The 19,955-nt window shown below is 51.0% G+C and carries 22 protein-coding genes and 1 tRNA gene; 17 read left to right on the forward strand and 6 right to left on the reverse strand.

Going from position 1 to position 19,955, the window contains the following annotated elements; translation table 11 throughout:
- Window positions 1-181 precede the first annotated feature (181 nt).
- From ppdK to CAGA_RS05540, 7 genes are all read left to right on the forward strand, one after another.
- Window positions 182-2,818, forward strand: a complete 2,637-nt coding sequence (gene ppdK / locus CAGA_RS05510) for a pyruvate, phosphate dikinase (protein ID WP_135658647.1) — start codon at window positions 182-184, stop codon at window positions 2,816-2,818.
- A gap of 397 nt (window positions 2,819-3,215) precedes the next feature.
- Window positions 3,216-3,671: a hypothetical protein gene (locus CAGA_RS05515; RefSeq protein ID WP_135658650.1), complete on the forward strand. Its 456-nt coding sequence runs from the start codon at window positions 3,216-3,218 to the stop codon at window positions 3,669-3,671.
- A 111-nt stretch (window positions 3,672-3,782) separates the two neighbouring features.
- Window positions 3,783-3,859: transfer RNA gene (locus CAGA_RS05520), tRNA-Arg, on the forward strand.
- A gap of 136 nt (window positions 3,860-3,995) precedes the next feature.
- Entirely contained in the window at window positions 3,996-5,012 is a 1,017-nt protein-coding gene (locus tag CAGA_RS05525; RefSeq protein ID WP_135658652.1) for a CPBP family intramembrane glutamic endopeptidase, read from the forward strand.
- On the forward strand, window positions 5,009-5,479 hold the full coding sequence (tadA, locus tag CAGA_RS05530) for a tRNA adenosine(34) deaminase TadA (protein ID WP_135658655.1): 471 nt from the start codon (window positions 5,009-5,011) through the stop codon (window positions 5,477-5,479). Before CAGA_RS05525 ends, tadA begins: the two co-directional genes overlap by 4 nt.
- A 429-nt stretch (window positions 5,480-5,908) precedes the next feature.
- Window positions 5,909-6,091, forward strand: coding sequence for a hypothetical protein (locus CAGA_RS05535; RefSeq protein ID WP_243112952.1), 183 nt, complete (start codon window positions 5,909-5,911; stop codon window positions 6,089-6,091).
- A complete protein-coding gene (locus tag CAGA_RS05540; protein WP_135658659.1) occupies window positions 6,088-6,387 on the forward strand; it encodes an RNA polymerase sigma factor in 300 nt (99 codons plus the stop codon). The genes CAGA_RS05535 and CAGA_RS05540 overlap by 4 nt, the downstream gene beginning before the upstream one ends.
- 187 nt (window positions 6,388-6,574) lie before the next feature.
- On the opposite strand, the gene mnmA is transcribed toward CAGA_RS05540, so the two are convergent.
- Together mnmA and CAGA_RS05550 are read right to left on the reverse strand one after the other, a co-directional pair.
- Entirely contained in the window at window positions 6,575-7,651 is a 1,077-nt protein-coding gene (mnmA, locus tag CAGA_RS05545; RefSeq protein ID WP_135658662.1) for a tRNA 2-thiouridine(34) synthase MnmA, read from the reverse strand.
- Window positions 7,648-8,166, reverse strand: a complete 519-nt coding sequence (locus tag CAGA_RS05550; protein WP_135658665.1) for a hypothetical protein — start codon at window positions 8,164-8,166, stop codon at window positions 7,648-7,650. Before CAGA_RS05550 ends, mnmA begins: the two co-directional genes overlap by 4 nt.
- 166 nt (window positions 8,167-8,332) lie before the next feature.
- On the opposite strand from CAGA_RS05550, the gene CAGA_RS05555 reads away from it, so the two are divergent.
- Window positions 8,333-8,992 (forward strand): CpXC domain-containing protein, encoded by a 660-nt coding sequence (locus tag CAGA_RS05555; protein ID WP_135658668.1) that lies wholly within the window; start codon window positions 8,333-8,335, stop codon window positions 8,990-8,992.
- A 6-nt stretch (window positions 8,993-8,998) separates the two neighbouring features.
- Window positions 8,999-10,867: an asparagine synthase (glutamine-hydrolyzing) gene (asnB, locus tag CAGA_RS05560; RefSeq protein WP_135658671.1), complete on the forward strand. Its 1,869-nt coding sequence runs from the start codon at window positions 8,999-9,001 to the stop codon at window positions 10,865-10,867.
- 24 nt (window positions 10,868-10,891) lie between these two features.
- Here the strand turns inward: asnB and CAGA_RS05565 are convergent, their stop codons facing one another.
- Both CAGA_RS05565 and dcd read right to left on the reverse strand, forming a co-directional pair.
- Window positions 10,892-11,227: a hypothetical protein gene (locus tag CAGA_RS05565; protein ID WP_135658673.1), complete on the reverse strand. Its 336-nt coding sequence runs from the start codon at window positions 11,225-11,227 to the stop codon at window positions 10,892-10,894.
- A 29-nt stretch (window positions 11,228-11,256) separates the two neighbouring features.
- Window positions 11,257-11,778, reverse strand: coding sequence for a dCTP deaminase (dcd, locus tag CAGA_RS05570; RefSeq protein ID WP_135658678.1), 522 nt, complete (start codon window positions 11,776-11,778; stop codon window positions 11,257-11,259).
- 108 nt (window positions 11,779-11,886) lie between these two features.
- On the opposite strand from dcd, the gene spoVAE reads away from it, so the two are divergent.
- Window positions 11,887-12,243, forward strand: a complete 357-nt coding sequence (spoVAE, locus tag CAGA_RS05575) for a stage V sporulation protein AE (protein WP_135658682.1) — start codon at window positions 11,887-11,889, stop codon at window positions 12,241-12,243.
- Window positions 12,244-12,461: 218 nt separating this feature from the next.
- On the opposite strand, the gene CAGA_RS12635 is transcribed toward spoVAE, so the two are convergent.
- Together CAGA_RS12635 and rpsT are read right to left on the reverse strand one after the other, a co-directional pair.
- Window positions 12,462-12,614, reverse strand: a complete 153-nt coding sequence (locus tag CAGA_RS12635) for a hypothetical protein (RefSeq protein WP_167875167.1) — start codon at window positions 12,612-12,614, stop codon at window positions 12,462-12,464.
- 146 nt (window positions 12,615-12,760) lie between these two features.
- Window positions 12,761-13,021, reverse strand: coding sequence for a 30S ribosomal protein S20 (gene rpsT, locus CAGA_RS05580; protein WP_135658685.1), 261 nt, complete (start codon window positions 13,019-13,021; stop codon window positions 12,761-12,763).
- Window positions 13,022-13,119: 98 nt separating this feature from the next.
- Between rpsT and gpr the strand changes: the two genes are divergently transcribed.
- The 7 genes from gpr (at window position 13,120) to CAGA_RS05615 (ending at window position 19,843) form a co-directional block, all read left to right on the forward strand.
- Complete coding sequence (gene gpr, locus CAGA_RS05585) at window positions 13,120-13,938, forward strand: GPR endopeptidase (RefSeq protein ID WP_135658687.1); 819 nt, start codon at window positions 13,120-13,122, stop codon at window positions 13,936-13,938.
- Between the two features lie 59 nt (window positions 13,939-13,997).
- Window positions 13,998-15,080, forward strand: a complete 1,083-nt coding sequence (gene spoIIP, locus CAGA_RS05590) for a stage II sporulation protein P (RefSeq protein ID WP_135658690.1) — start codon at window positions 13,998-14,000, stop codon at window positions 15,078-15,080.
- Between the two features lie 31 nt (window positions 15,081-15,111).
- Window positions 15,112-15,366 carry a hypothetical protein gene (locus CAGA_RS05595; protein WP_135658692.1) on the forward strand — a complete coding sequence of 85 codons (255 nt, stop codon included), beginning with the start codon at window positions 15,112-15,114 and terminating at the stop codon, window positions 15,364-15,366.
- Window positions 15,353-15,940 carry a hypothetical protein gene (locus tag CAGA_RS05600; RefSeq protein WP_135658695.1) on the forward strand — a complete coding sequence of 196 codons (588 nt, stop codon included), beginning with the start codon at window positions 15,353-15,355 and terminating at the stop codon, window positions 15,938-15,940. Before CAGA_RS05595 ends, CAGA_RS05600 begins: the two co-directional genes overlap by 14 nt.
- A 134-nt stretch (window positions 15,941-16,074) precedes the next feature.
- On the forward strand, window positions 16,075-17,883 hold the full coding sequence (gene lepA, locus CAGA_RS05605) for a translation elongation factor 4 (protein ID WP_135658698.1): 1,809 nt from the start codon (window positions 16,075-16,077) through the stop codon (window positions 17,881-17,883).
- On the forward strand, window positions 17,876-18,991 hold the full coding sequence (gene hemW, locus CAGA_RS05610) for a radical SAM family heme chaperone HemW (protein ID WP_135658701.1): 1,116 nt from the start codon (window positions 17,876-17,878) through the stop codon (window positions 18,989-18,991). Before lepA ends, hemW begins: the two co-directional genes overlap by 8 nt.
- Window positions 18,992-19,363: 372 nt before the next feature.
- The gene (locus CAGA_RS05615; RefSeq protein WP_135658704.1) at window positions 19,364-19,843 is read left to right on the forward strand and encodes a hypothetical protein; all 480 of its coding nucleotides are present in this window, start codon (window positions 19,364-19,366) and stop codon (window positions 19,841-19,843) included.
- The last annotated feature ends 112 nt before the right edge of the window (window positions 19,844-19,955 follow it).

The following is a 19,955-nucleotide window of genomic DNA, read 5'->3' on the forward strand; positions in this document are numbered from 1 at the left end:
GTCCAGGATTTGTGAAAGTTACTGGGATTTTGTTTAATTTTATTTAAAATATCAGTTGGTTTTCTAAGAAAACATATGGTAATTTTCAAATGTTTTTGCTATAATACACTTTGAGCGATTGTTAAAGAATTATTATATTAAAATAGCTCGATATTACAACTGATTATAGGAGGTACTTTTCATGAGCCACAAGTATGTCTACCTTTTCTCCGAAGGCAACGGCAAAATGAGAGAGCTTTTAGGCGGAAAAGGTGCAAACTTAGCTGAGATGACCGTTCTCGGCATGCCTGTCCCCCAGGGATTTACAATTACCACAGAGGCCTGTACCCAGTATTACAAAGATGGCCGCGAAATCAACGCGGAAATCCAGGCTCAAATTTATGAATACCTTGAAAAAATGGAAGCGATCTGCGGCAAGAAATTTGCCGATCCGAAGAACCCGCTTCTTGTTTCCGTCCGTTCCGGCGCGCGTGCGTCCATGCCGGGCATGATGGACACTATTTTGAACCTCGGCTTGAACGATACCGTTGTCGAGGGTCTTGCGAAAATTACAAACAGCCCGCGTTTCGCATACGACTCCTACCGCCGTTTCATCCAGATGTTCTCTGACGTTGTTATGGAACTGCCGAAGTCGGAGTTTGAAAAAATCATCGACGAGCAGAAGGCAAAGAAGGGCGTAAAACAGGATATTGAATTGGACGAGAACGACATGAAGGAACTCGTTCAGAAGTTTAAGGCGTTCTATAAGGAGAAGAAGGGCGAGGAGTTCCCGAGCGATCCGAAGGTTCAGCTTATGGAAGCTGTAAAAGCTGTTTTCCGTTCATGGGACAACCCCCGTGCAAACGTATACCGCCGCATGAACGAAATCCCCTACGATTGGGGCACCGCCGTTAACGTACAGGCGATGGTTTTCGGCAACTCCGGCGAGAAGTCCGGCACAGGCGTTGCGTTTACCCGCAACCCGGCCACCGGTGAAAAAGCTCTGTTCGGCGAGTACCTCATTAACGCGCAGGGTGAAGACGTTGTTGCGGGTATCCGCACACCTTTCCCGATCAGCCACCTCAAGCAGGATATGCCGGAAGTCTATAATCAGTTTGCTGAAATTGCAGATAAACTTGAAAAGCACTATAAAGACATGCAGGATATGGAGTTCACCATTGAAAACGGCAAGCTCTATATGCTTCAGACCAGAAACGGCAAGAGAACAGCTGCCGCTGCTCTGAAAATCGCCGTTGACCTTGTTGACGAAGGCATGATTGACGAGGAAGAGGCTGTTTTGAGAGTTGAGCCGAAGCAGCTCGACGCTCTGCTCCATCCGCAGTTTGATGCCGAGGCTCTGAAGAAGGCCAAGGCAATCGGCAAGGGCCTTGCTGCTTCCCCGGGAGCTGCCTGCGGAAAGGTTGTCTTCTCTGCGGAAGACGCAAAAGAATGGCATGAAAGAGGCGAGAAGGTTGTTCTCGTCCGTTTGGAAACTTCTCCGGAAGACATTGAAGGTATGGCAGTTGCAGAGGGTATCCTGACCGTTCGCGGCGGCATGACCTCCCACGCGGCTGTTGTTGCGCGCGGCATGGGCACCTGCTGTGTATCCGGCTGCGGCGAAATCGTTGTTGATTACGACGCAAAGAAATTCACCCTCGCAGGCCAGACCATTAAAGAGGGCGACTATATTTCCATTGACGGTTCCACCGGCAATATTTACGCGGAAGCAATCCCGACGGTTGCAGCTTCCATTTCCGGCGATTTCGGCCGCTTTATGAAGTGGGCCGACTCTGTCCGCAGGCTTGAAGTTTACACCAATGCGGACACCCCGAGAGACGCAAAGCAGGGCAAGGAATTCGGCGCGCAGGGCATAGGCCTTTGCCGTACCGAGCATATGTTCTTTGAGGGCCAGCGCATTAAGGCAATGCGCGAGATGATCGTTGCGAAGACGACGGAAGAGCGCGAAAAGGCGCTTGCACGCATCCTGCCGTATCAGCAGGGCGACTTTGAGGGCATCTACGAAGTCATGGAGGGCCGTCCGGTTATTATCCGCTTCCTCGATCCGCCGCTTCACGAGTTCCTCCCGACCAAGGAAGAGGACATTAAGGAGATCGCCGGCGAGCTGAATATCACCGTCGCAGACCTTAAGAATGTTATCGCAAGCCTGCATGAGTTTAACCCGATGATGGGTCATCGCGGCTGCCGTCTTGCCGTTTCCTATCCGGAAATTGCAAGGATGCAGACAGCGGCGGTTATTAACGCAGCAATTGCTGTGAATAAGAAGCATCCGGAATTCAAGACTGAGCCACGCATTATGATTCCGCTCGTAGGCGAGGAAAAGGAACTGAAGTTTGTTAAGGATGTTGTTACCGAGACAGCGGACAAGATCATTAAGGAGGCCGGCGTTGATCTGAAATATCAGGTCGGTACCATGATCGAAATTCCGCGCGCCGCTCTGACCGCTGACGAAATTGCCAAGGAAGCCGAATTCTTCAGCTTCGGCACCAACGACCTGACCCAGATGACCTTTGGCTTCAGCCGTGACGATGCCGGCAAGTTCCTCGACTACTACTATGAGAACAAGATTTACGAGTCCGATCCGTTTGCACACCTTGACCAGAATGGCGTTGGCAAGCTTGTTAAGATGGCTGTTGAACTCGGCCGCAAGACAAGACCCGAAATCCACCTGGGCATCTGCGGCGAACACGGCGGCGACCCGACTTCCGTCGAGTTCTGCCATCAGGCCGGCCTCGATTATGTTTCCTGCTCACCGTTCCGCGTGCCGATCGCACGTTTGGCCGCTGCACAGGCTGCTGTTAAAGAAAAGAGAGCAAAATAAGTTTCTCGTTTCTTAAATTGAAATACGCCCTGCCTGCTCAGCGGGCAGGAATGAAGAACCCCCAACCGCGGGATTTCCTGTGGCTGGGGGTTCTGTATTGATAACGAGGACTTCCTCTTTAACATGCTCAAACGCCCCCCTTTACTCCTTTACCTGCCGGCGCTTTGTTTTAGGCTTACTGCACGCTTCGACGGAGCGTATGCGGGAAAATCCGCTGCTTGACAAATAGAAGAACATGGAATATGCTAATGAATACAAATAAGCTTATAAAAAGGATCCAAAAAAGTGCTGCGAAGCACGGAATGGGGCCTCTGTCTTTGCTTGGTTCCTTATTTAAAAGGAATGTTAGAATGATTAAAATTTTGATTTTCGGAATTTTTATGGGATGGTGTACGCTATGAGTAAGAAACAGGTCAAGGGAATTGTTATCCTGCTGCAATTGTTTTTAATCGGGGCGCTGTTCCTTCCGGCGGGTACCATCATTGGGAGCGCGAAGAACCAGGACGACGCAACGCTGAGCGTGTTCCGCATGATGGATCGCTACGCGGGGATGGGATTTGCCGACGACGCGCGGTTTTATATGATTTTTGCCGGCCTTTTCCCGGCGGCGGTTATCGTTTTGCTTCTGGTGCTGAAGGAGCGGAAAAACTTTGAGGCCGGGATTATCTTAAGTGCGTTTTATGCGACGGCTTCCGCGTGTTTTTACTCTGCGGCGAAAACAAAGATGGTCGATTATGCGACCATGACGATTCTTCCGAATCTGATCATTCTGGTGTCCCTCCTTTCCTTAGTCATGCTGATCCGGGGCTTTTTTATGGATACCCCAGAGGGTGCCGCGAAAAGGAAGAATTGACAAACCCGCTGCGATATTTTATAATAAATAAGTTATTTGCTTGTCCCCCTTTCCAAAAGCGCCGCTTTTACAAGGGGAGCCGGCGCGTTGCCCCACCCGAAATTCTGATATGTCTCCGTAGCTCAGCAGGATAGAGCGTTCGCCTCCTAAGCGAAAGGCCGCGCGTTCGAATCGCGCCGGGGACGCCAAAACGCGGGTAGTCCGAAAAAAGGGGGCACCCGCTGGGTATGAGTCCGCGCCCGGAGTTTTCCGAGCGCGGTCTGCTTTATAGCGGCAAATGTGTGGAAACAGGGATAACATAGGGATAACATAAAGGAGTATTTTATGATTGGTTCACCTTACGGTCCGTACAATCCATATTTCGACCCTTCGCTGTATATGATGGCGCAGGATGAAAAGCGTCAGTTAAAACGAACATCGAACGCCCTGTGCTGGATGCTGATCGCATCGACAGTTTTTCTCTATGCGATTTCCATCGTCGGCAGGGTGTATTTAAATGCGGTCGGCTATACGGCCGATTACACCAACCCGGATTTCCACGGCTTTACGCCGGTATTGTATTATCTGTTGAACGGCGTAACGTATTCAGCCGGGCTGGCGATCCCCGCATTCTTGTATTTATCCATTTTCCGCATTCCGCCTGCGGAGGTGCTCCCGTTTCAAAAAAACGGCTTTCTGAAAACCGGCGCGTGTGTCCTTTTCGGCGTGGCAGTATGCATGCTTGCGAACATACCCGCCAGTATTATTTCTAATATTGAAAATATGTTTGGATTTGACACCGATCTCTCCATGCCGTTGACGGACGACCCGGCGGTACTGGTTCTGTTCTTCATTACCATAGCGGTCGCCCCTCCGATTGTTGAGGAGCTGATCTTCCGGGGAATTGTCCTGCAAAGCCTGCGGAAATTCGGCGACGGTTTCGCCATTGTGGGTTCCGCTCTGCTGTTCGGCCTGTTCCACGGGAATTTGGTGCAGATTGTGTTTGCGTTTATCGCCGGACTGGTGATGGCTTTGGTGGATGTGCGCACGGATTCCCTTCTGCCGTCCATACTGATTCATTTCTGCAACAATGCGATTTCCTTTGTGCTCACCGTTGTCCAACGGCTTTACGGGGAAACTACGATGGGCTATGTAAATAATGTGGTGTTCGGCGCGGCCGTGCTTTTGGGAATCGGTTCGCTGGTCTATCTTTGGGCGAAGGATCGCAACTTCTTTCAGGGCGGCGCGGTGAACCCGGTGTTCCGCACGCCGGAAAAGATAAAGACGCTGTTCTTGAATTTCGGAGGAATCGTCCTGCTGATTTACGCTTTTCTGTCCTCCGTATATACGCTGACACAATGACGGGCAGGGACGAAGCCTTTATGCGGGAGGCTTTAAAATACGCATACGCGGCGGCAGAGGAAGGCGAGGTCCCGGTCGGCGCGGTGATTGTGAAGGATGACCAGATTATCGCCGCGGGGCGCAACCGCCGCGAAAACGGGAAAAACGCGCTGTGTCATGCCGAGCTGGAGGCAATTCACAGGGCGTGCACCCTTCTGGGCGGATGGCGGCTTTGGCAGTGCGAGTTGTTTGTAACGCTGGAGCCGTGCCCCATGTGCGCCGGGGCGATTATCAACGCGCGGATTCCGCGTGTCGTTTACGGGGCAAAGGATGGAAAAGCCGGTTCCTGCGGCTCCATTGTGAACCTGTTTGAACTGCCGTACAACCATAGGCCCGAGCTGGTAGGCGGTGTGTTGGAACAGGAATGTGCGCAGGTACTGCGGGATTTTTTTAAAAAGTTAAGAGATAAAAAAGAAACCTCCGGGTAGCCGGAGGTTTTCTTTCTATAAAGGGGAAAGCGGAAACTTCCCTTCTTTTTTATCAACGAAAATGCTGACGATTACGGTTAAACCTGCCGAAGGAATGCAATAAAATCAAAAGCCCCACTATAATGCAAAGAGAACCCACGCCGCCCATTCTGGTTTCCCCTTTCCGCGCTTTCTCCATATCGTCCGTTTTTCCCCAATATTCTACCATTTTTATTCTTAAGAAACAAGACCGCAAAAGCAAAAATATAGGAAAAACAGAAACCGGTGTGACAATTTTGTCACACCGACCCGGGAAAAATGAATCCCCACAAGAAAATGCATTGCAATTATGATTCTCCTTGGATAATATGAAAATTAGAGAACACTGGTTGACAACTAGGTCACACCGGGGAAACTGAAAGGAGTATTATGAATTATAAGGAGTGGGGAATGAATTATTTGGAAGAAGCAGAAAAGCTGAAGGCGCGGCTGGTTCCTTTGCGAAAGATGGCCCGAACCGCGGACCATGAAACAGCCGCTCAGCTATACCGCAGGGCCGCGCTGCTGAACGATATGTACTTGGACTGTCTGCATACCGGCCGGTATTTAACGCAAAGCGGGGCGAGACGATGAGAAGGAAAAACAATTTAAGCCTTGACCTTTTTGGGGACAGGCTGAATGTTCCGATCCAGACGGACGACGACGGGGCGGAACGCAAAAAAATGCTGCGGGTTCTTCGCAGCGCGATGGAGGGGGAATTGACGGAAAGGCAGAAGGCTTGTGTACGGCTCCGGTATTTTGAAGAGAAGAGCGTTAGCGAAGTTGCCGAAATATTGGGTGTTACGCCCTCAACCGCTTCAAAGCATCTGAAAAAAGCCCGCGCGAGGCTGGGAAAGATCATGGGGTATTCTTTCCCTAGGCTGAGCTAAGCCGCCGTACTTTGCTTCCTTTCGGGTGACCGGAAGGCAAGAAAGCTTAGGTTTAACCTGTTCGAAACACAAGGTGCAGTTTCCGCCCCTCCGGGGTTCCCGGAGGTTGGGACTGCACCTTGTTTTCTGTTTCGGATCGTACAGAAATGCGCACCGCCCGCTGTGCGCGGGAAACAGCCAAAGGGCGCTATTCGTCCGCTTGAATCGTGCCGCCGCCGACGACAAGATCCCCGTCGTAAAACACAACGGCCTGTCCCGGTGTGACCGCGCGCTGCGCTTCTTTGAAATCCACGCGGATCCGGCCGCCCTCCAGCGGGATAAGGCGGGCCTTCGCGGGCGCGGCCTGATACCGTACCTTCGCGGTAACGTCCATCTCGGTTTCCAGCGTGTCGAACGGGATAAAATTCAAATCTGCGGCGACAAGCGAAGACCGGTATTGGCTTCCTTCCTCGCCGAGCGTCACTTCGTTATGTACCGTGTCGATTTTCGTAACGTACATCGGCTTTCCGAAGGAAACGCCCAGCCCTTTGCGCTGGCCGATCGTGTAATGCGTGATACCACGGTGGCGGCCCAGGATATTACCGTCCGCGTCGACAAAGTTGCCCTGCGGCGCGGTTTTTCCCGTATAGCGCTCAATAAATCCAGCGTAATCGTTGTTTTCCACAAAGCAGATTTCCTGGCTGTCCGGCTTGTGGGCAACGGGCAGCCTGGCCTCCTCCGCTAGTGCGCGCGCCTGCGGCTTGGTGTAGCGGCCCAGAGGCATCAGCGTGTGGCTGAGCTGGTCCTGCGTAAAGGAATACAGGACATAGCTTTGATCCTTGCTGGCGGGAGCCTTGCGTAAAATCCAGCGCCCTGCGGCATTTTGCTCGATTACGGCGTAATGCCCGGTGGCGATATAATCAAAATCCAGCTCTCGCGCGCGGCGGAGCATGGCGTCAAATTTAATATGGCGGTTACAGGCGATGCAGGGATTGGGCGTTAGCCCGGCCTCGTACTGAGCGGCGAAATAATCAATGACATTTTTTTCGAAGAGTTCGGTAAAATTCAGAACCAGATGGTCAATCCCCAGCTTGTAGGCGACCCTGCGCGCGTCGTCGATATCGTCGAGCGAACAGCAGCCGCCCGCAGCGCTTTGCTGCATGTATTTGTCCGGACGCAGGCGCAAGGTGACGCCGGTTACGTCGTATCCGGCCTTTAAAAGCAGAAGGGCGGCTACGGAACTGTCCACGCCGCCGCTCATGCCAAGCATTACTCTTTTTTTCATGGTTCATCCGGGAACGAAGGATTTTCTGGGCAGTCCTCCGCCGCTTCCTCCGCCGCCTCGTCGCTTGCATAGCCTCGTTCGTTTGCTTTGTCAACGATGGGGAAATGCATGGGGTAGTTTGTGAACTCTTCTTCTTCGTCTTTTTCCTGCACTGGGATATCGTCTTCTCCGTCGTCTACGCCGCAGGGGCAGCAGCAGTCGTCGCCGCAGTCCGTACATTCGTCTTCGGCTTCTTCCCCAGAGGAAGTGATTTCATCCAGCTTTTCAAACGCTTTCTTCATGCGGCGCTCGGACTCTTCCACGGCGCGGCACAGGTGCTCCGTTTCCTCGTTGTTCTCATCGCGCAAATTGTGGAAATAATATTTACCGAGCGCGATATATGCGCGCGCTTCATTTTCCCTTTCATTCTTAATGACAATTCGAATCCGGTTTATCAACGCGGCTTTACGGTTTTTTTCAACGACATAGTCGACAGCTTTCGCAAGTTTTTCTGATACGTTGTTAAAAATACTCATAAGCTTACCTCCTGCCGAAAATACGGCTTAATTTAGGGCATTTTCTCTTTGCAGTTATTATATCGCAAATTCCCGTAAAATAACAGTATTATTTAATCCTGTTCCTTTTTTTATCAGATTGTGATATAATGTGCAAATACGCAAAGGCTAAGGAGGATGTAAAAAAATGGCGATCCAAGACAACCGGGATGTGAGCTGTCCGCACTGCGGCGCAGTAGTAAATACACAGATAAATCCGGAGATGGAAGCGGAGGAGGACCCGGAACTCCGGCTGCGCGTGCTGGACGAAACGCTTTTCGATTGGAAATGTCCCGAATGCGGCTACGAGGCGCAACTTGTTTATCCTTGCCTTTACCACGATAAGATCAGAAACTTTATGGTGTATGTTGTGCCGAACGGCGGCTGCCGCTGCCTTGAGCCGGTAAAAGTGAGCGAGGCGTTTCCGCAGCTTTCCGGCGTAACAAAACGGGTTGTTGTGTCCCCTGCGGAGCTGAAGGAAAAAATTTTAATTTTTGAAGCCGGGATGAATGATTTTGCGGTTGAGCTGGTAAAACTAGCGCTTACCGATGTGGCCGCAAAAAAGCACGGCAATATAGTAACCGAAGGGTATTTCTGTTATGCGGACGAGGCGGAAAACCGGATCGGTTTTTCTTTCCGTTTACAGGGAGCGGAAGAACCGGTGCAGCAGGGCACGCGCCTGGATGTTTACCGGAAATCCTTGGAGATTATACAGAGCGTCGGCGTTTGTGAGCAGGATGAATTTATGGTGGTGAATTCTGCCGTCGCCGAAAAGATTTTGCGGGTGTACCGCGGCGAGGAGGAATAATTCAATATGTGCGGATTGTGCGGATTTACCGGAAATATTATCAACCGCGACGATATTATTAAAACCATGACGGATAAAATAACCCACAGGGGCCCGGATTCCAGCGGCTTTTTTACAAACCGCGATATTTCCATGGGCTTCCGGCGGTTAAGTATTATCGACGTGGCTTCCTCTGGAGATCAGCCGATTTACAATGAAAACAAGACGTTGGTTCTTACGTTTAACGGAGAAATTTACAATTACCGCGACCTTCGCAACGAGCTTATTGCAAAGGGACACCGGTTTTATACAAATACGGATTCCGAAGTGCTGATTCACGGCTTCGAGGAGTGGCACGAAGACCTTTTGACAAAGCTGCGCGGCATGTTTGCGTTCGCTATTTTTGATACCATTGAGAAAAGCCTGTTTCTGGCGCGCGATTATTTCGGAATCAAGCCGATGCATTACACCATGGTCGGCGATCATTTCGTTTACGGCTCCGAAATCAAGAGCATCCTCAATTTCCCGGGCTTTCAGAAGAAATTCAATAAGCGCGCGCTTGACAATTACATTTCCTTTGAATATTCCGTGCCGCCCGAAACCTTTTTCGAAGGGGTTTACTGCCTGATGCCTGCCCATTACCTTTGGTACAAGGACGGCAAGGTGGAAACGTGCCGCTACTGGGAGCCGAAGTTCAACGCGGACGAAAGAATGACGGAGGAACAGGCGGTTAACGAAATTGAAAAGGTCTTTGAGAATTCCGTAAACGCCCATAAAATAAGCGATGTGGAAGTCGGCTGCTTCCTTTCTAGTGGGGTGGATTCCAGTTATGTTTCCACGTATTTCGCGGGGCAGAAAACCTTTACGGTCGGCTTTGACTACGGCGAACAGTACAATGAAATTGACTGGGCGAAGGGCCTTTCCGAAAAAGTCGGGGTGGATCATCATTACAAGGTGATTTCCCCGGAGGAATACTGGGGCAATATCCGCAAGGTGCAGTACCATATGGACCAGCCCCTTGCCGACGCTTCCTGCATTGCGCTGTACTTCGTTTCCAAAATGGCGAGCGAATACGTGAAGGTGGTGCTTTCCGGCGAGGGAGCGGACGAGCTGTTCGGCGGATACAATATTTATCATGAGCCGGACGACTTTGCGGCCTACAAAAAGCTGCCGCTCGGCCTGCGCCGTGCGCTGGCTTCGGTTGCAAAAGCGTTTCCGTTCTCCTTTAAGGGCAAGAATTTCCTCATCCGCGGCGCGCTGCCGATAGAGGAAAGCTTTATCGGGAATTGCAGTATGTTTACGATGGAGGAAAAACGCAGGCTGCTGAAAAAGGATGTCCCGGCAACCCACCCGCAGGAGATTACCAAAAAGTATTACGACCGCGTCCGCGGCAAAGACGACGTTACGAAAATGCAGTACCTCGATATTAACGTTTGGCTGGTTGGCGATATCCTGTTGAAAGCCGACCGTATGAGCATGGCCAATTCGCTGGAGCTCCGCGTGCCGTTCCTTGACAAGGAAGTGTTCAAGGTGGCTTCACGCCTGCCGAGGAAGCTGCGGGTAAATAAGAAAAATACAAAATACGCGATGCGCCAGGCCGCGATGCGCCATCTTCCGGACACAACGGCGCAGAAGAAGAAGCTCGGCTTCCCGGTGCCGATTCGAGTCTGGCTTAGGGAAGAAAAATATTACAAAATCGTCAAGGAAGCGTTTACCGGAAAGATTGCCCGGCAGTTCTTTAATACCGACGTGCTGGTGAAGCTGTTGGACGAGCATTATGCCGGGAAGCGGGACAACAACCGCAAAATCTGGACGGTTTTTGTCTTTCTCGTATGGTATGATATTTACTTTAACAACGCTTCGCACGAACCGGGCGACATGCCGATTGTGCATTAAAACCGCTGAGCACCGATATAAACCCTAAAAAAAGGAACCGCGCCGAATTTTTCGGTGAGGTTCCTTTTTGATGATTTTCTTCTTTTGATAATTCAACGATAATAGAACATCTGAAAGGCCGCTTTGCAGGGCAGGGGTCACTTTAAAAACCGAAGGGAGTTTGTTGCGGCGGAACAGTTCTTCGCATTTTTTTACTTTTTCGGTGACATTACCGCCCGTATCGTACAGCGGGCAGACGCAGTTCGCCCGGTAGGTGTAATTCCGGTTCAGCCGGATGACCCATCCGCCCAGCAATACCGTTTGCAGCGCGGGAATGGAATTGAACAAAGCTTCTTCTATCGTCTTTATATCGTTGTCCATTTTGCTTTCCGATTCTTTCAAATATCTGCTTATTTCTGAAAATCCTTAAACAGCAAGCTGGGCTGAATGCCCGTGTTGTTCTGATATTTTCCGCTCGAATACCGCTCATAATCGCCTTGGATCAAATGGTAGTAAATCTGGCAGATTTCAACCCCCGCATAGACGCGGACGGGCTGGATACAGTGGATCTCCAATGTCCAGTAACCGCTGAAGCCAACGTCGCCGAAGCCCGCGGTTACGTGGATAAACAAGCCCAGTCTTCCGACCGACGACCGGCCCTCGATCATGGGGACGAATTTGTCGGTTTTGGTATATTCCTGCGTTCGGCCAAGATAAAGCTTATTGGGTTCCAGCACAAGGCCTTCCTCTGGGATGAGAATTTTTCGGAATTTGTTTTCTTTTTTCATATCCAGAACAGGTTCGTCGTACACAAGTAGCTCATTATGTAGTTTCAGGTTGTAGCTGTTCGGGTTTAACTGGCTTTCGCAAAAGGGTTCGATAATGATTTCCTTCCCTAATTTTTCGCGAATCTGTTTCCCAGATAAGATCATTGGGATGGCCCTCCTTCAAGGAAAAACATCTTGCTTTCATTCACAATTTTGTTTCTTAATATGTATATTGTTTCCAAATCCGGCGAAACTAGAAACGAGGTGAAAATCGTGGAGTATCTATGGGCGTTTTTAGTCGGAGGCGCACTTTGCGCGGTGGGCCAGCTTTTAATCGACTTTACAAAACTGACCCCTGCCAGAATCCTCGTTACTTTTGTTACGCTGGGTGTTGTGCTGACGGGATTGGGGCTGTATGAGCCTCTTGTGCAGTTTGCCGGCGCGGGTGCCACCGTTCCGCTGACGGGATTCGGCTACACCATGGCGAAAGGAACGCTGGAGGCGATCAGGGAAAAGGGCCTGATCGGCGTATTCTCGGGCGGCGTTGCGGCTAGTGCCGCGGGAATTGCGGCGGCCGTATTCTTCGGCTATGTCGCTGCCTTGTTTTCAAAGCCGGGAGATAAGAACTAGGGTAAGCGAAAGCAAGGTTTTTTACTGGCTGAAGATTGTTTACCGCATTTTCCGGATCATAAACGGGCAAATACTGGGGATTCTGCTATGGGAGCTTTGGAAACTGTATTACCGTATCTATCTGAAGAAATATATGAAAAATATTTTGAAAACCAGCACATGAAAAACGGGCAGGGTTCCAATCCTGCCCGTATCCTGTTATGCGCCGGAGGAAGTTCCTATTGAATGGAACAATCCAGGTAGTGCTCAAGCTCTTCTTCATCCTTCTTTTTCTTTTCGAAAAAGAGGACAACCGCAACAACAGCGGCACAAACCGCGATTACAGACGAAACGACCGTAATTAATATCGTAATCGTATTACATTTTTTCAAAACGAGCACCTCCGTATTCATCTTATTTCTATCATACCCATTTCTTAGCAAAAAGTCAATCCAGCGGAAAAAACTGTTTGCTTTCGGATAAGTAAAAAAGCAGGGCACAGGGCTCTGCTTTTGCATTTAAACCGTGTTATTCAGGGTTATGCATTTGCCGCGTTCAGCTTGCGCACAAGACTGGATTTCTTTCTGGCGGCCGTATTCTTGTGCAGGATTCCTTTTGCGACGGCCTGATCCAGCCTCTTAATGGCAACCTTCACGGCATCCGCGCTGGCCTCGCCGGACTCGATTGCAAGGTTCGCTTTCTTTATATCTGTTTTCAGTCGGGAAAGACGGGACTTGTTGATATTCGTTTTCGTAGCAATAACCTTCACACGTTTTTTCGCAGATTTAATGTTCGGCATCGTTCCACCTCCTTTGGTGTTGTCACATACAAATAATAATACCATCAAAAAGCAAGAAATGCAAGTATTTAAAAAAATAAAACAAGGGGTTGATTCTTATGATCTTCCGCACGGATCTGGCGCTGGAAAATACCGATCCCGAAAGGCATATCGTCAGGGAGGAAAAAGGTTGCAAAATCACAAACATTGAAGAAGGGGAGAATACCTATGTTACGCTGGAGGTAAAATCGATTTCCGACCGGATCGACAGCGACAACAGCCTTTTAACGCTGACTGCGCAGGAGCTTTCAAAGCTGGTTCCCGAAAAGGGGAGCGCGCTGGTGGCGGGGCTGGGCAACCGCGACATTACACCGGACGCGCTGGGCCCGCTTGTCGCGGAGCGCGTCATGGCCACGCGGCACATCCGCGGCGAGCTGGCAAGGGTAACGGGGCTGGGGGATCTGCGCCCCGTTTCGGTGGTAAGCCCCGGCGTTTTAGGTTCCACGGGCATTGAGGCCTTTGAGCTTTTAAAGGCGCTGGTAAAGGAACTGAAACCGGATTTTGTCATTGCGATTGACGCGCTGGCGGCGCGCAGCCCTTCGCGGCTGGGCTGCACCATTCAGCTTTGCTCGGCGGGGATTTCCCCGGGCGCGGGGGTGGGGAATTCCCGCCCACGCATCGACCAAAGCACGCTGGGCGTGCCGGTCATCAGCATGGGGATACCGACTGTGGTCGACGCGGCCACGCTGGCGTATGACCTGCTGGATGGCGATATGGACGGGAAAGAGGAGAAAATTGCGCCGCGCGGCGCGCAGATGATGGTTACGCCGCGGGAAATCGACCTGATTATTTCAAGGGGCGCAAGGGTGCTGGGAATGGGCATTAACGTGGCTTTGAACCCTTCCATGACGATTGCCGATTTTGAAGATTTAACCTGAGTCATCATGAAATTTGTCCAGCCCGCATAAGAATGAATATATTTTAATGGGGGCAGGATATGAAAAAATGGGGACAAAAGGCGGCGGGGTTATGCTCCGCTGCACTGACGTTCGCGGCGGTTGTGTGCGTTCTGGGGCGCCTGTCGGTGCTGCCCCCGTGGGACGCGGCGTTTACCGCTGCAGGGTTTATAATGCCGGGCGGCGCGGCCGAAGCGCTGAGGACCGATATTCTGGAAGAGGACGAGGAGGATGACGGAGCGTCCCATATCGAACCGCCGTCCGGCGCGGACAGCCGGCCGGTTTCGTCCGTGCCGGAAAACTCTTCGCAGAAAAGCCAAAACAGTTCCGCGGCGAACGCGCAGCAGGGGACGGTTTCCACAACGCAGAAGGCGGATGTGAAGGAAATGAGCATTGTGAACGCCGGCGTACAATATAAAAATATCTGGGTGAAAAATTCCAACAAAAACCATGGAATCGACATTCCGGGCGAGCTGAAAAAGCAGCCGGCGGTAAAAATCGCAAAGAATGCCGGGCCACAGGTTTTAATTTACCATACGCATACCACCGAAGCTTTCGCAGGCGATACGCGCAGCCGGGACGCCTCCAAAAACGTTGTCGCGGTCGGCGAACGCATCGCGGCGCAACTCCGGGCAGCGGGCATCAACACCATTCACGACGCCACTCTGCATGATTATCCGAGTTACAACGGTTCCTACGAACGCTCCAAGGTGACGGTGCTGAACAACCTGAAAAAATACCCCTCGATCCAGGTGGCGCTGGACATTCACCGCGACGCGATGGGGACTTCCGGGGGTACGCGGATTAAGCCGACGGCAGTTGTGAACGGGAAAAAGGCCGCGCAGGTGATGATTATTGCCGGATGCGACGACGACGGCACGTTGAACCACCCGAACTGGGAATACAATCTGCGACTTGCGGTGCGGATTCAGCAATCCATGGCCGACCAGTACCCCGGCCTTGGGCGCCCGCTGAACTTCTGCAACCGGAAGTACAACCAGAATTTAACGAAGGGTTCCCTGCTGGTGGAATTCGGAACAGAAGTCAATACGCTTGACGAGGCGACGTATTCCGGGGAACTGTTCGGAAAGGCACTTGCCGCCGTTTTGAATAAGCTGACATAGATAAGCAGATTTCTTAGGATGTGTAAAATAAATGGAAAGAAGAAACAGAAGAATTTTTTGGGGATCGTTTTTCAGCACCCTCTACGTGCTGATACTGTTAATCGGCCTTGCCGTTGTGGACTACAATTCGCGCCGTATCGGCTTTGGCGACGACAAAACCCTCCTTTACCAAATTACTGGTAAAACGTGGCAGGAGACTTGCAATGTAGCAAAAGTATGGTATAATAATTTCAAATTCTCATTTCAAGAACATGCTGCGGAGGAATCGGATCATGAAAAAACATAAAAAGTCGTGGCTGATGCTATTGCTTGTGACATTTATGTTTTCATGTTATCCTATTACCGCAATGGCAACCGAAATTACGCCCGAACAGGTAGAAAAGGCGATTCAGCAGCAACAGCAGCAGGTTGCAAGCAATTTGGTTTCGCAAAGCCCCTCCGGCAATAAATCCTCTAGCCTGCCGTCCGCGTCGTCAAAACCGAAAACCCAGAGGAAGAAGAAATATGTTTCGTCCGCCCCTTCTTCCCTCCCTTCCGGTATGTCTTCAAGCGATATTTCCAGCGAGCTTGAAAGCAGTGAAGCGTCGAGCGAAATTGTCCTGCCAAGCGTGGACAGCATTGTAGAAAATGATCCGCTGAGTTCCCCAGCCGTTGACGTTGCCGCAAACAGGAAGATGAACTGGCTCGGGATTCTTTCCTGGGCGTGTATTGCGCTGGGTATCGCCGTTGTTCTGATCGTTGTGTTAAGCAACCGCCGTCCGCCACGCGGAGGCCCGGGCCGCAAACGCTACCGCCGGCCCTCCAAACCGCGCAAGAAGCGCTTGCTGAACGATAAGTATTATCGGGATTTGAAATATTGAAAACGCAGAGGGATGTGCTTTCGCACATCCTTTTTTTGTTTTGTTCCGGTGGGAAATGCGATTTTCATTTTTTGTTTTCTATGCTATAATAACTTATTATCCATAGAAAAAATCCATTGAATTAGGTGATAAATTTGTCGGTACCACGCGAGAGAATTCGGAATTTCAGCATTATCGCGCATATTGACCACGGCAAAAGCACGCTTGCCGACCGCATTTTGGAGCAGACGAAATCGGTCGCGCTGCGCGACATGGAAAATCAGCTGCTCGACAGCATGGATCTGGAGCGCGAAAGGGGCATTACGATTAAGGCGCACGCGGTCACGTTGGTTTACAGCGCGGCGGACGGGCAGGATTACGTATTCAACCTGATCGACACCCCCGGCCACGTTGACTTCAACTACGAGGTTTCCCGCTCGCTCGCTGCGTGCGAGGGTGCGGTGCTGGTTGTGGATGCGTCGCAGGGCATTGAGGCCCAGACCCTTGCCAACACCTATCTGGCGGTGGATGCGGGGCTGGAAATCGTGCCGGTTATCAACAAAATCGACCTGCCGAGCGCCCAGCCGGATCGGGTGCGCACGGAAATCGAAGACGTGATCGGTATTCCTGCCGACGAAGCGCCCTGCATTTCCGCGAAGCTGGGCACCAACATCGATCAGGTAATGGAACAGATTGTGAAAAACGTGCCGCCGCCGCAGGGCGACGAGAACGCGCCGCTCAAGGCGCTGATCTTCGATTCCTATTACGACGCGTATAAGGGTGTTATTATCCATGTCCGCCTGATGGACGGGCAGGTGCATCCGGGCGACACCATCCTTATGATGTCGACGGGCGCGCGGTTCACCGTTGTGGAATGCGGTTACGGGCGCGCTACCGGCTTTGAACCGAGCGACGGGTTAAGCGCGGGCGAGGTCGGCTATATTGCCGCTTCCATTAAGGCCGTAAAGGATGCGCGCGTGGGCGACACCGTTACGCTTGCGGACAACCCAGCGAAGCAGGCGCTGCCCGGCTACCGCGCGGTGCAACCGATGGTTTTCTGCGGCATCTATCCCGCGGACGGCGCGCATTATTCTGACCTGCGCGACGCGTTAGAAAAGCTTCAGCTGAACGACGCTGCGCTTTCGTTTGAGCCGGAAACCTCCGTGGCGCTCGGCTTTGGTTTCCGCTGCGGCTTTCTGGGCCTTCTGCATATGGAAATCATCCAGGAGCGGCTGGAGCGGGAATACAACCTCGACCTGGTTACTACCGCGCCGAGCGTTGTGTACCGCATTACGAAAACAAACGGAGAGGTTGTTTTTATTGACAACCCGACCAATTACCCCGACCCTTCGCTGATTTCGATGGCAGAGGAGCCGATTGCCGACGCGCATATTTACACGCCGAGCGAATACGTGGGCAATATTATGGAGCTTTGCCAGGAGCGGCGCGGTACCTTTAAAAATATGAACTATATCGACACCGACCGCGTGGATATCCACTATGAGCTGCCGCTGAATGAAATCATTTACGATTTCTTCGACGCGCTCAAATCCCGCACGCGTGGCTACGCCTCGTTTGACTACGAGCTGAGCGGCTATAAAAAGAGCAGCCTTGTGAAGCTGGACATTATGCTCAACGGCGAAGTGGTGGACGCGCTGTCCTTCATTATCCATTCGGACAAGGCCTACCCGCGGGCGCGGAAAATGGCGGAGAAGCTTGCGGAAAAAATTCCACGCCAGCTCTTCGAAATTCCGATTCAAGCTTGTGTGGGTGGTCGGATTATTGCGCGCGAAACCGTCCGGGCGATGCGCAAGGATGTTTTGGCGAAGTGCTACGGCGGCGATATCACGCGGAAAAAGAAGCTGCTGGAAAAGCAGAAGGAAGGCAAGAAGCGCATGCGCCAGCTCGGCACCGTAGAAGTGCCGCAGGAGGCGTTTATGAGCGTGTTGAAGCTGGATGAATAACGCGGAGCCGATCGGCCTTTATATTCATGTACCGTTCTGCGACGGGAAATGCCCGTACTGTGATTTTTATTCCCTGCCTGCCGATGAGGAAACTATGGACCGCTACGCCGAGCGCGTGGCGGAGGAGATGGGAGCCTTTGCGCGGAAGGAAAGCCATCGGGTGGACACGCTGTATTTCGGCGGGGGAACCCCCAGCCTGCTCGGCGGGAAACGGCTTGCCTATTTAATCGGAAAAGCGCGGGAATGCTTTGGCCTGCAAAACGCGGAAATTACGGCGGAGGCAAACCCCGCGAAGGATTTAAGCGGTTTTTTTGAGGAATTGCGCGCGGCGGGTGCAAACCGGATTTCCATCGGCCTGCAGTCCGCGGATGAGGGCGAGCTGCGGCTTCTGGGACGACGGCACACCGCGATGGAAGCGATAAAGGCTGTGTGCGACGCGCAGAAAGCAGGCTTTGAAAATATCTCCCTCGACCTGATGCTTGCTATCCAGAAGCAGACTCCGGAAAGCCTGAAACGCTCCATCGCGTTTTGTGTGGATGCGGGAATTCAACATGTTTCGGCGTATCTGTTGAAAGTTGAACCGTATACGGCCTACGGCCGTAAAAAGGGCGAGCTTGCCCTGCCAGACGAGGGGGAGGCGGCGGATTTCTATCTTCTTGCCTGTGCCGAACTGGAAAAGCATGGGTTCCATCAGTATGAAATCTCCAACTTTGCGAAGCCGGGTTTTGAAAGCAGGCATAACCTGAAATACTGGCGCTGCCGCGAATACCTTGGGATCGGCCCGGCGGCCCATTCCTTTTTGAATGGGAAACGGTTCTATTATAACCGAAGTCTAAAGGGCTTTCTTTCGGGCGAACCACCGGTGCAGGACGGTGAGGGCGGCGGCTTTGAAGAATACGCCATGCTTGCCCTGCGTCTTACCGAAGGGCTGACCCACGAAGGGTGCCGCGCGCGTTTCGGGTTCGGCATACCGGAACGTATCGTCCGCGCCGCAAAGCTGTATGAAAAGGGCGGGCTGACCGTCTGCAACGAAAACGGCTTTCACTTTACCCCAAAGGGATTTTTGGTTTCCAATATGCTGACTTCGGAAATTTTGTTTGCGAAATAAGCTGCCCGGTGAAAACTCGCTGGACAGCTTTTCTACATTTTAACTTAGGCTAGACGGCAAAGTGTTGAAGCATCCCAATCAAGCAGAGAGTGTTTTGCCAGGGCAACAACTTTAATTTCCCAAATATAATGGTTCTCCAGTTCCCACCCATGGTTAAGTCGCTGGGAAACAGTTTGATCATTTATCATGCAGAAATTTGAAAATTGAATTAATTTTTTGATGATATTGTTTGACATGTAAATATTTACCGGCTAGAATTACTATAAAGAAATAAAAAAGAAAGAGATTCCATTGCAGATTTAAATTGGTTTGATATATAACTGTTAAATATAAAGGAGAATTATAAAGAGACAGTCTATCCTGATTAAGTTAATGTCATTTGCATTAGTTATTGCAATAATCCTTTCTTGTAATATTGAAGCTTTCGCAGCTCAAAAAAATAATGTTAACCCGCTTACCAGCAAATCCGAAGTAAAAGCTAGTGGTAAAAAATATGGACCATGGTTCGGAGGGCATAGCGACACCTATAGTACAAGAGATGAATATAATATTACAATAACATTGGTAAGGGCAATTGCTGACGCTATAGTTACGTTTGTGGATGAACCTAAAGCGAGAGCTCTTGCCGCCGCCGTATCCGGTTCGTTAGCTAATGTTAATTTATCAACGGCTGATTACACTTATGGTACCGTCTATAAACGTTATAGAGAAGTTTACGTAGGGGGAGAATTTGCATACTATCAAAATGAAGTTACCGTTGACGCATATTATTGTCATAACGGCAAAAAATCACATGTCGGAAAAACCACAGAGATCTTTGAAGGTAGTGTTTTAATGATTGCTAAACAATAAATGTAGAGGTTTACTTTGAAAGGGGATCCACTTTGCAAAATTCTAGAGCGTTAGAAAATACCATTTATATTGCTGGAAGTCTTTTTCTCGTACTTTTTATGCCTTTTATTAG

This window comes from Caproiciproducens galactitolivorans, assembly GCF_004768785.1.
Taxonomy (GTDB): Bacteria; Bacillota; Clostridia; order Oscillospirales; family Acutalibacteraceae; genus Caproiciproducens; species Caproiciproducens galactitolivorans.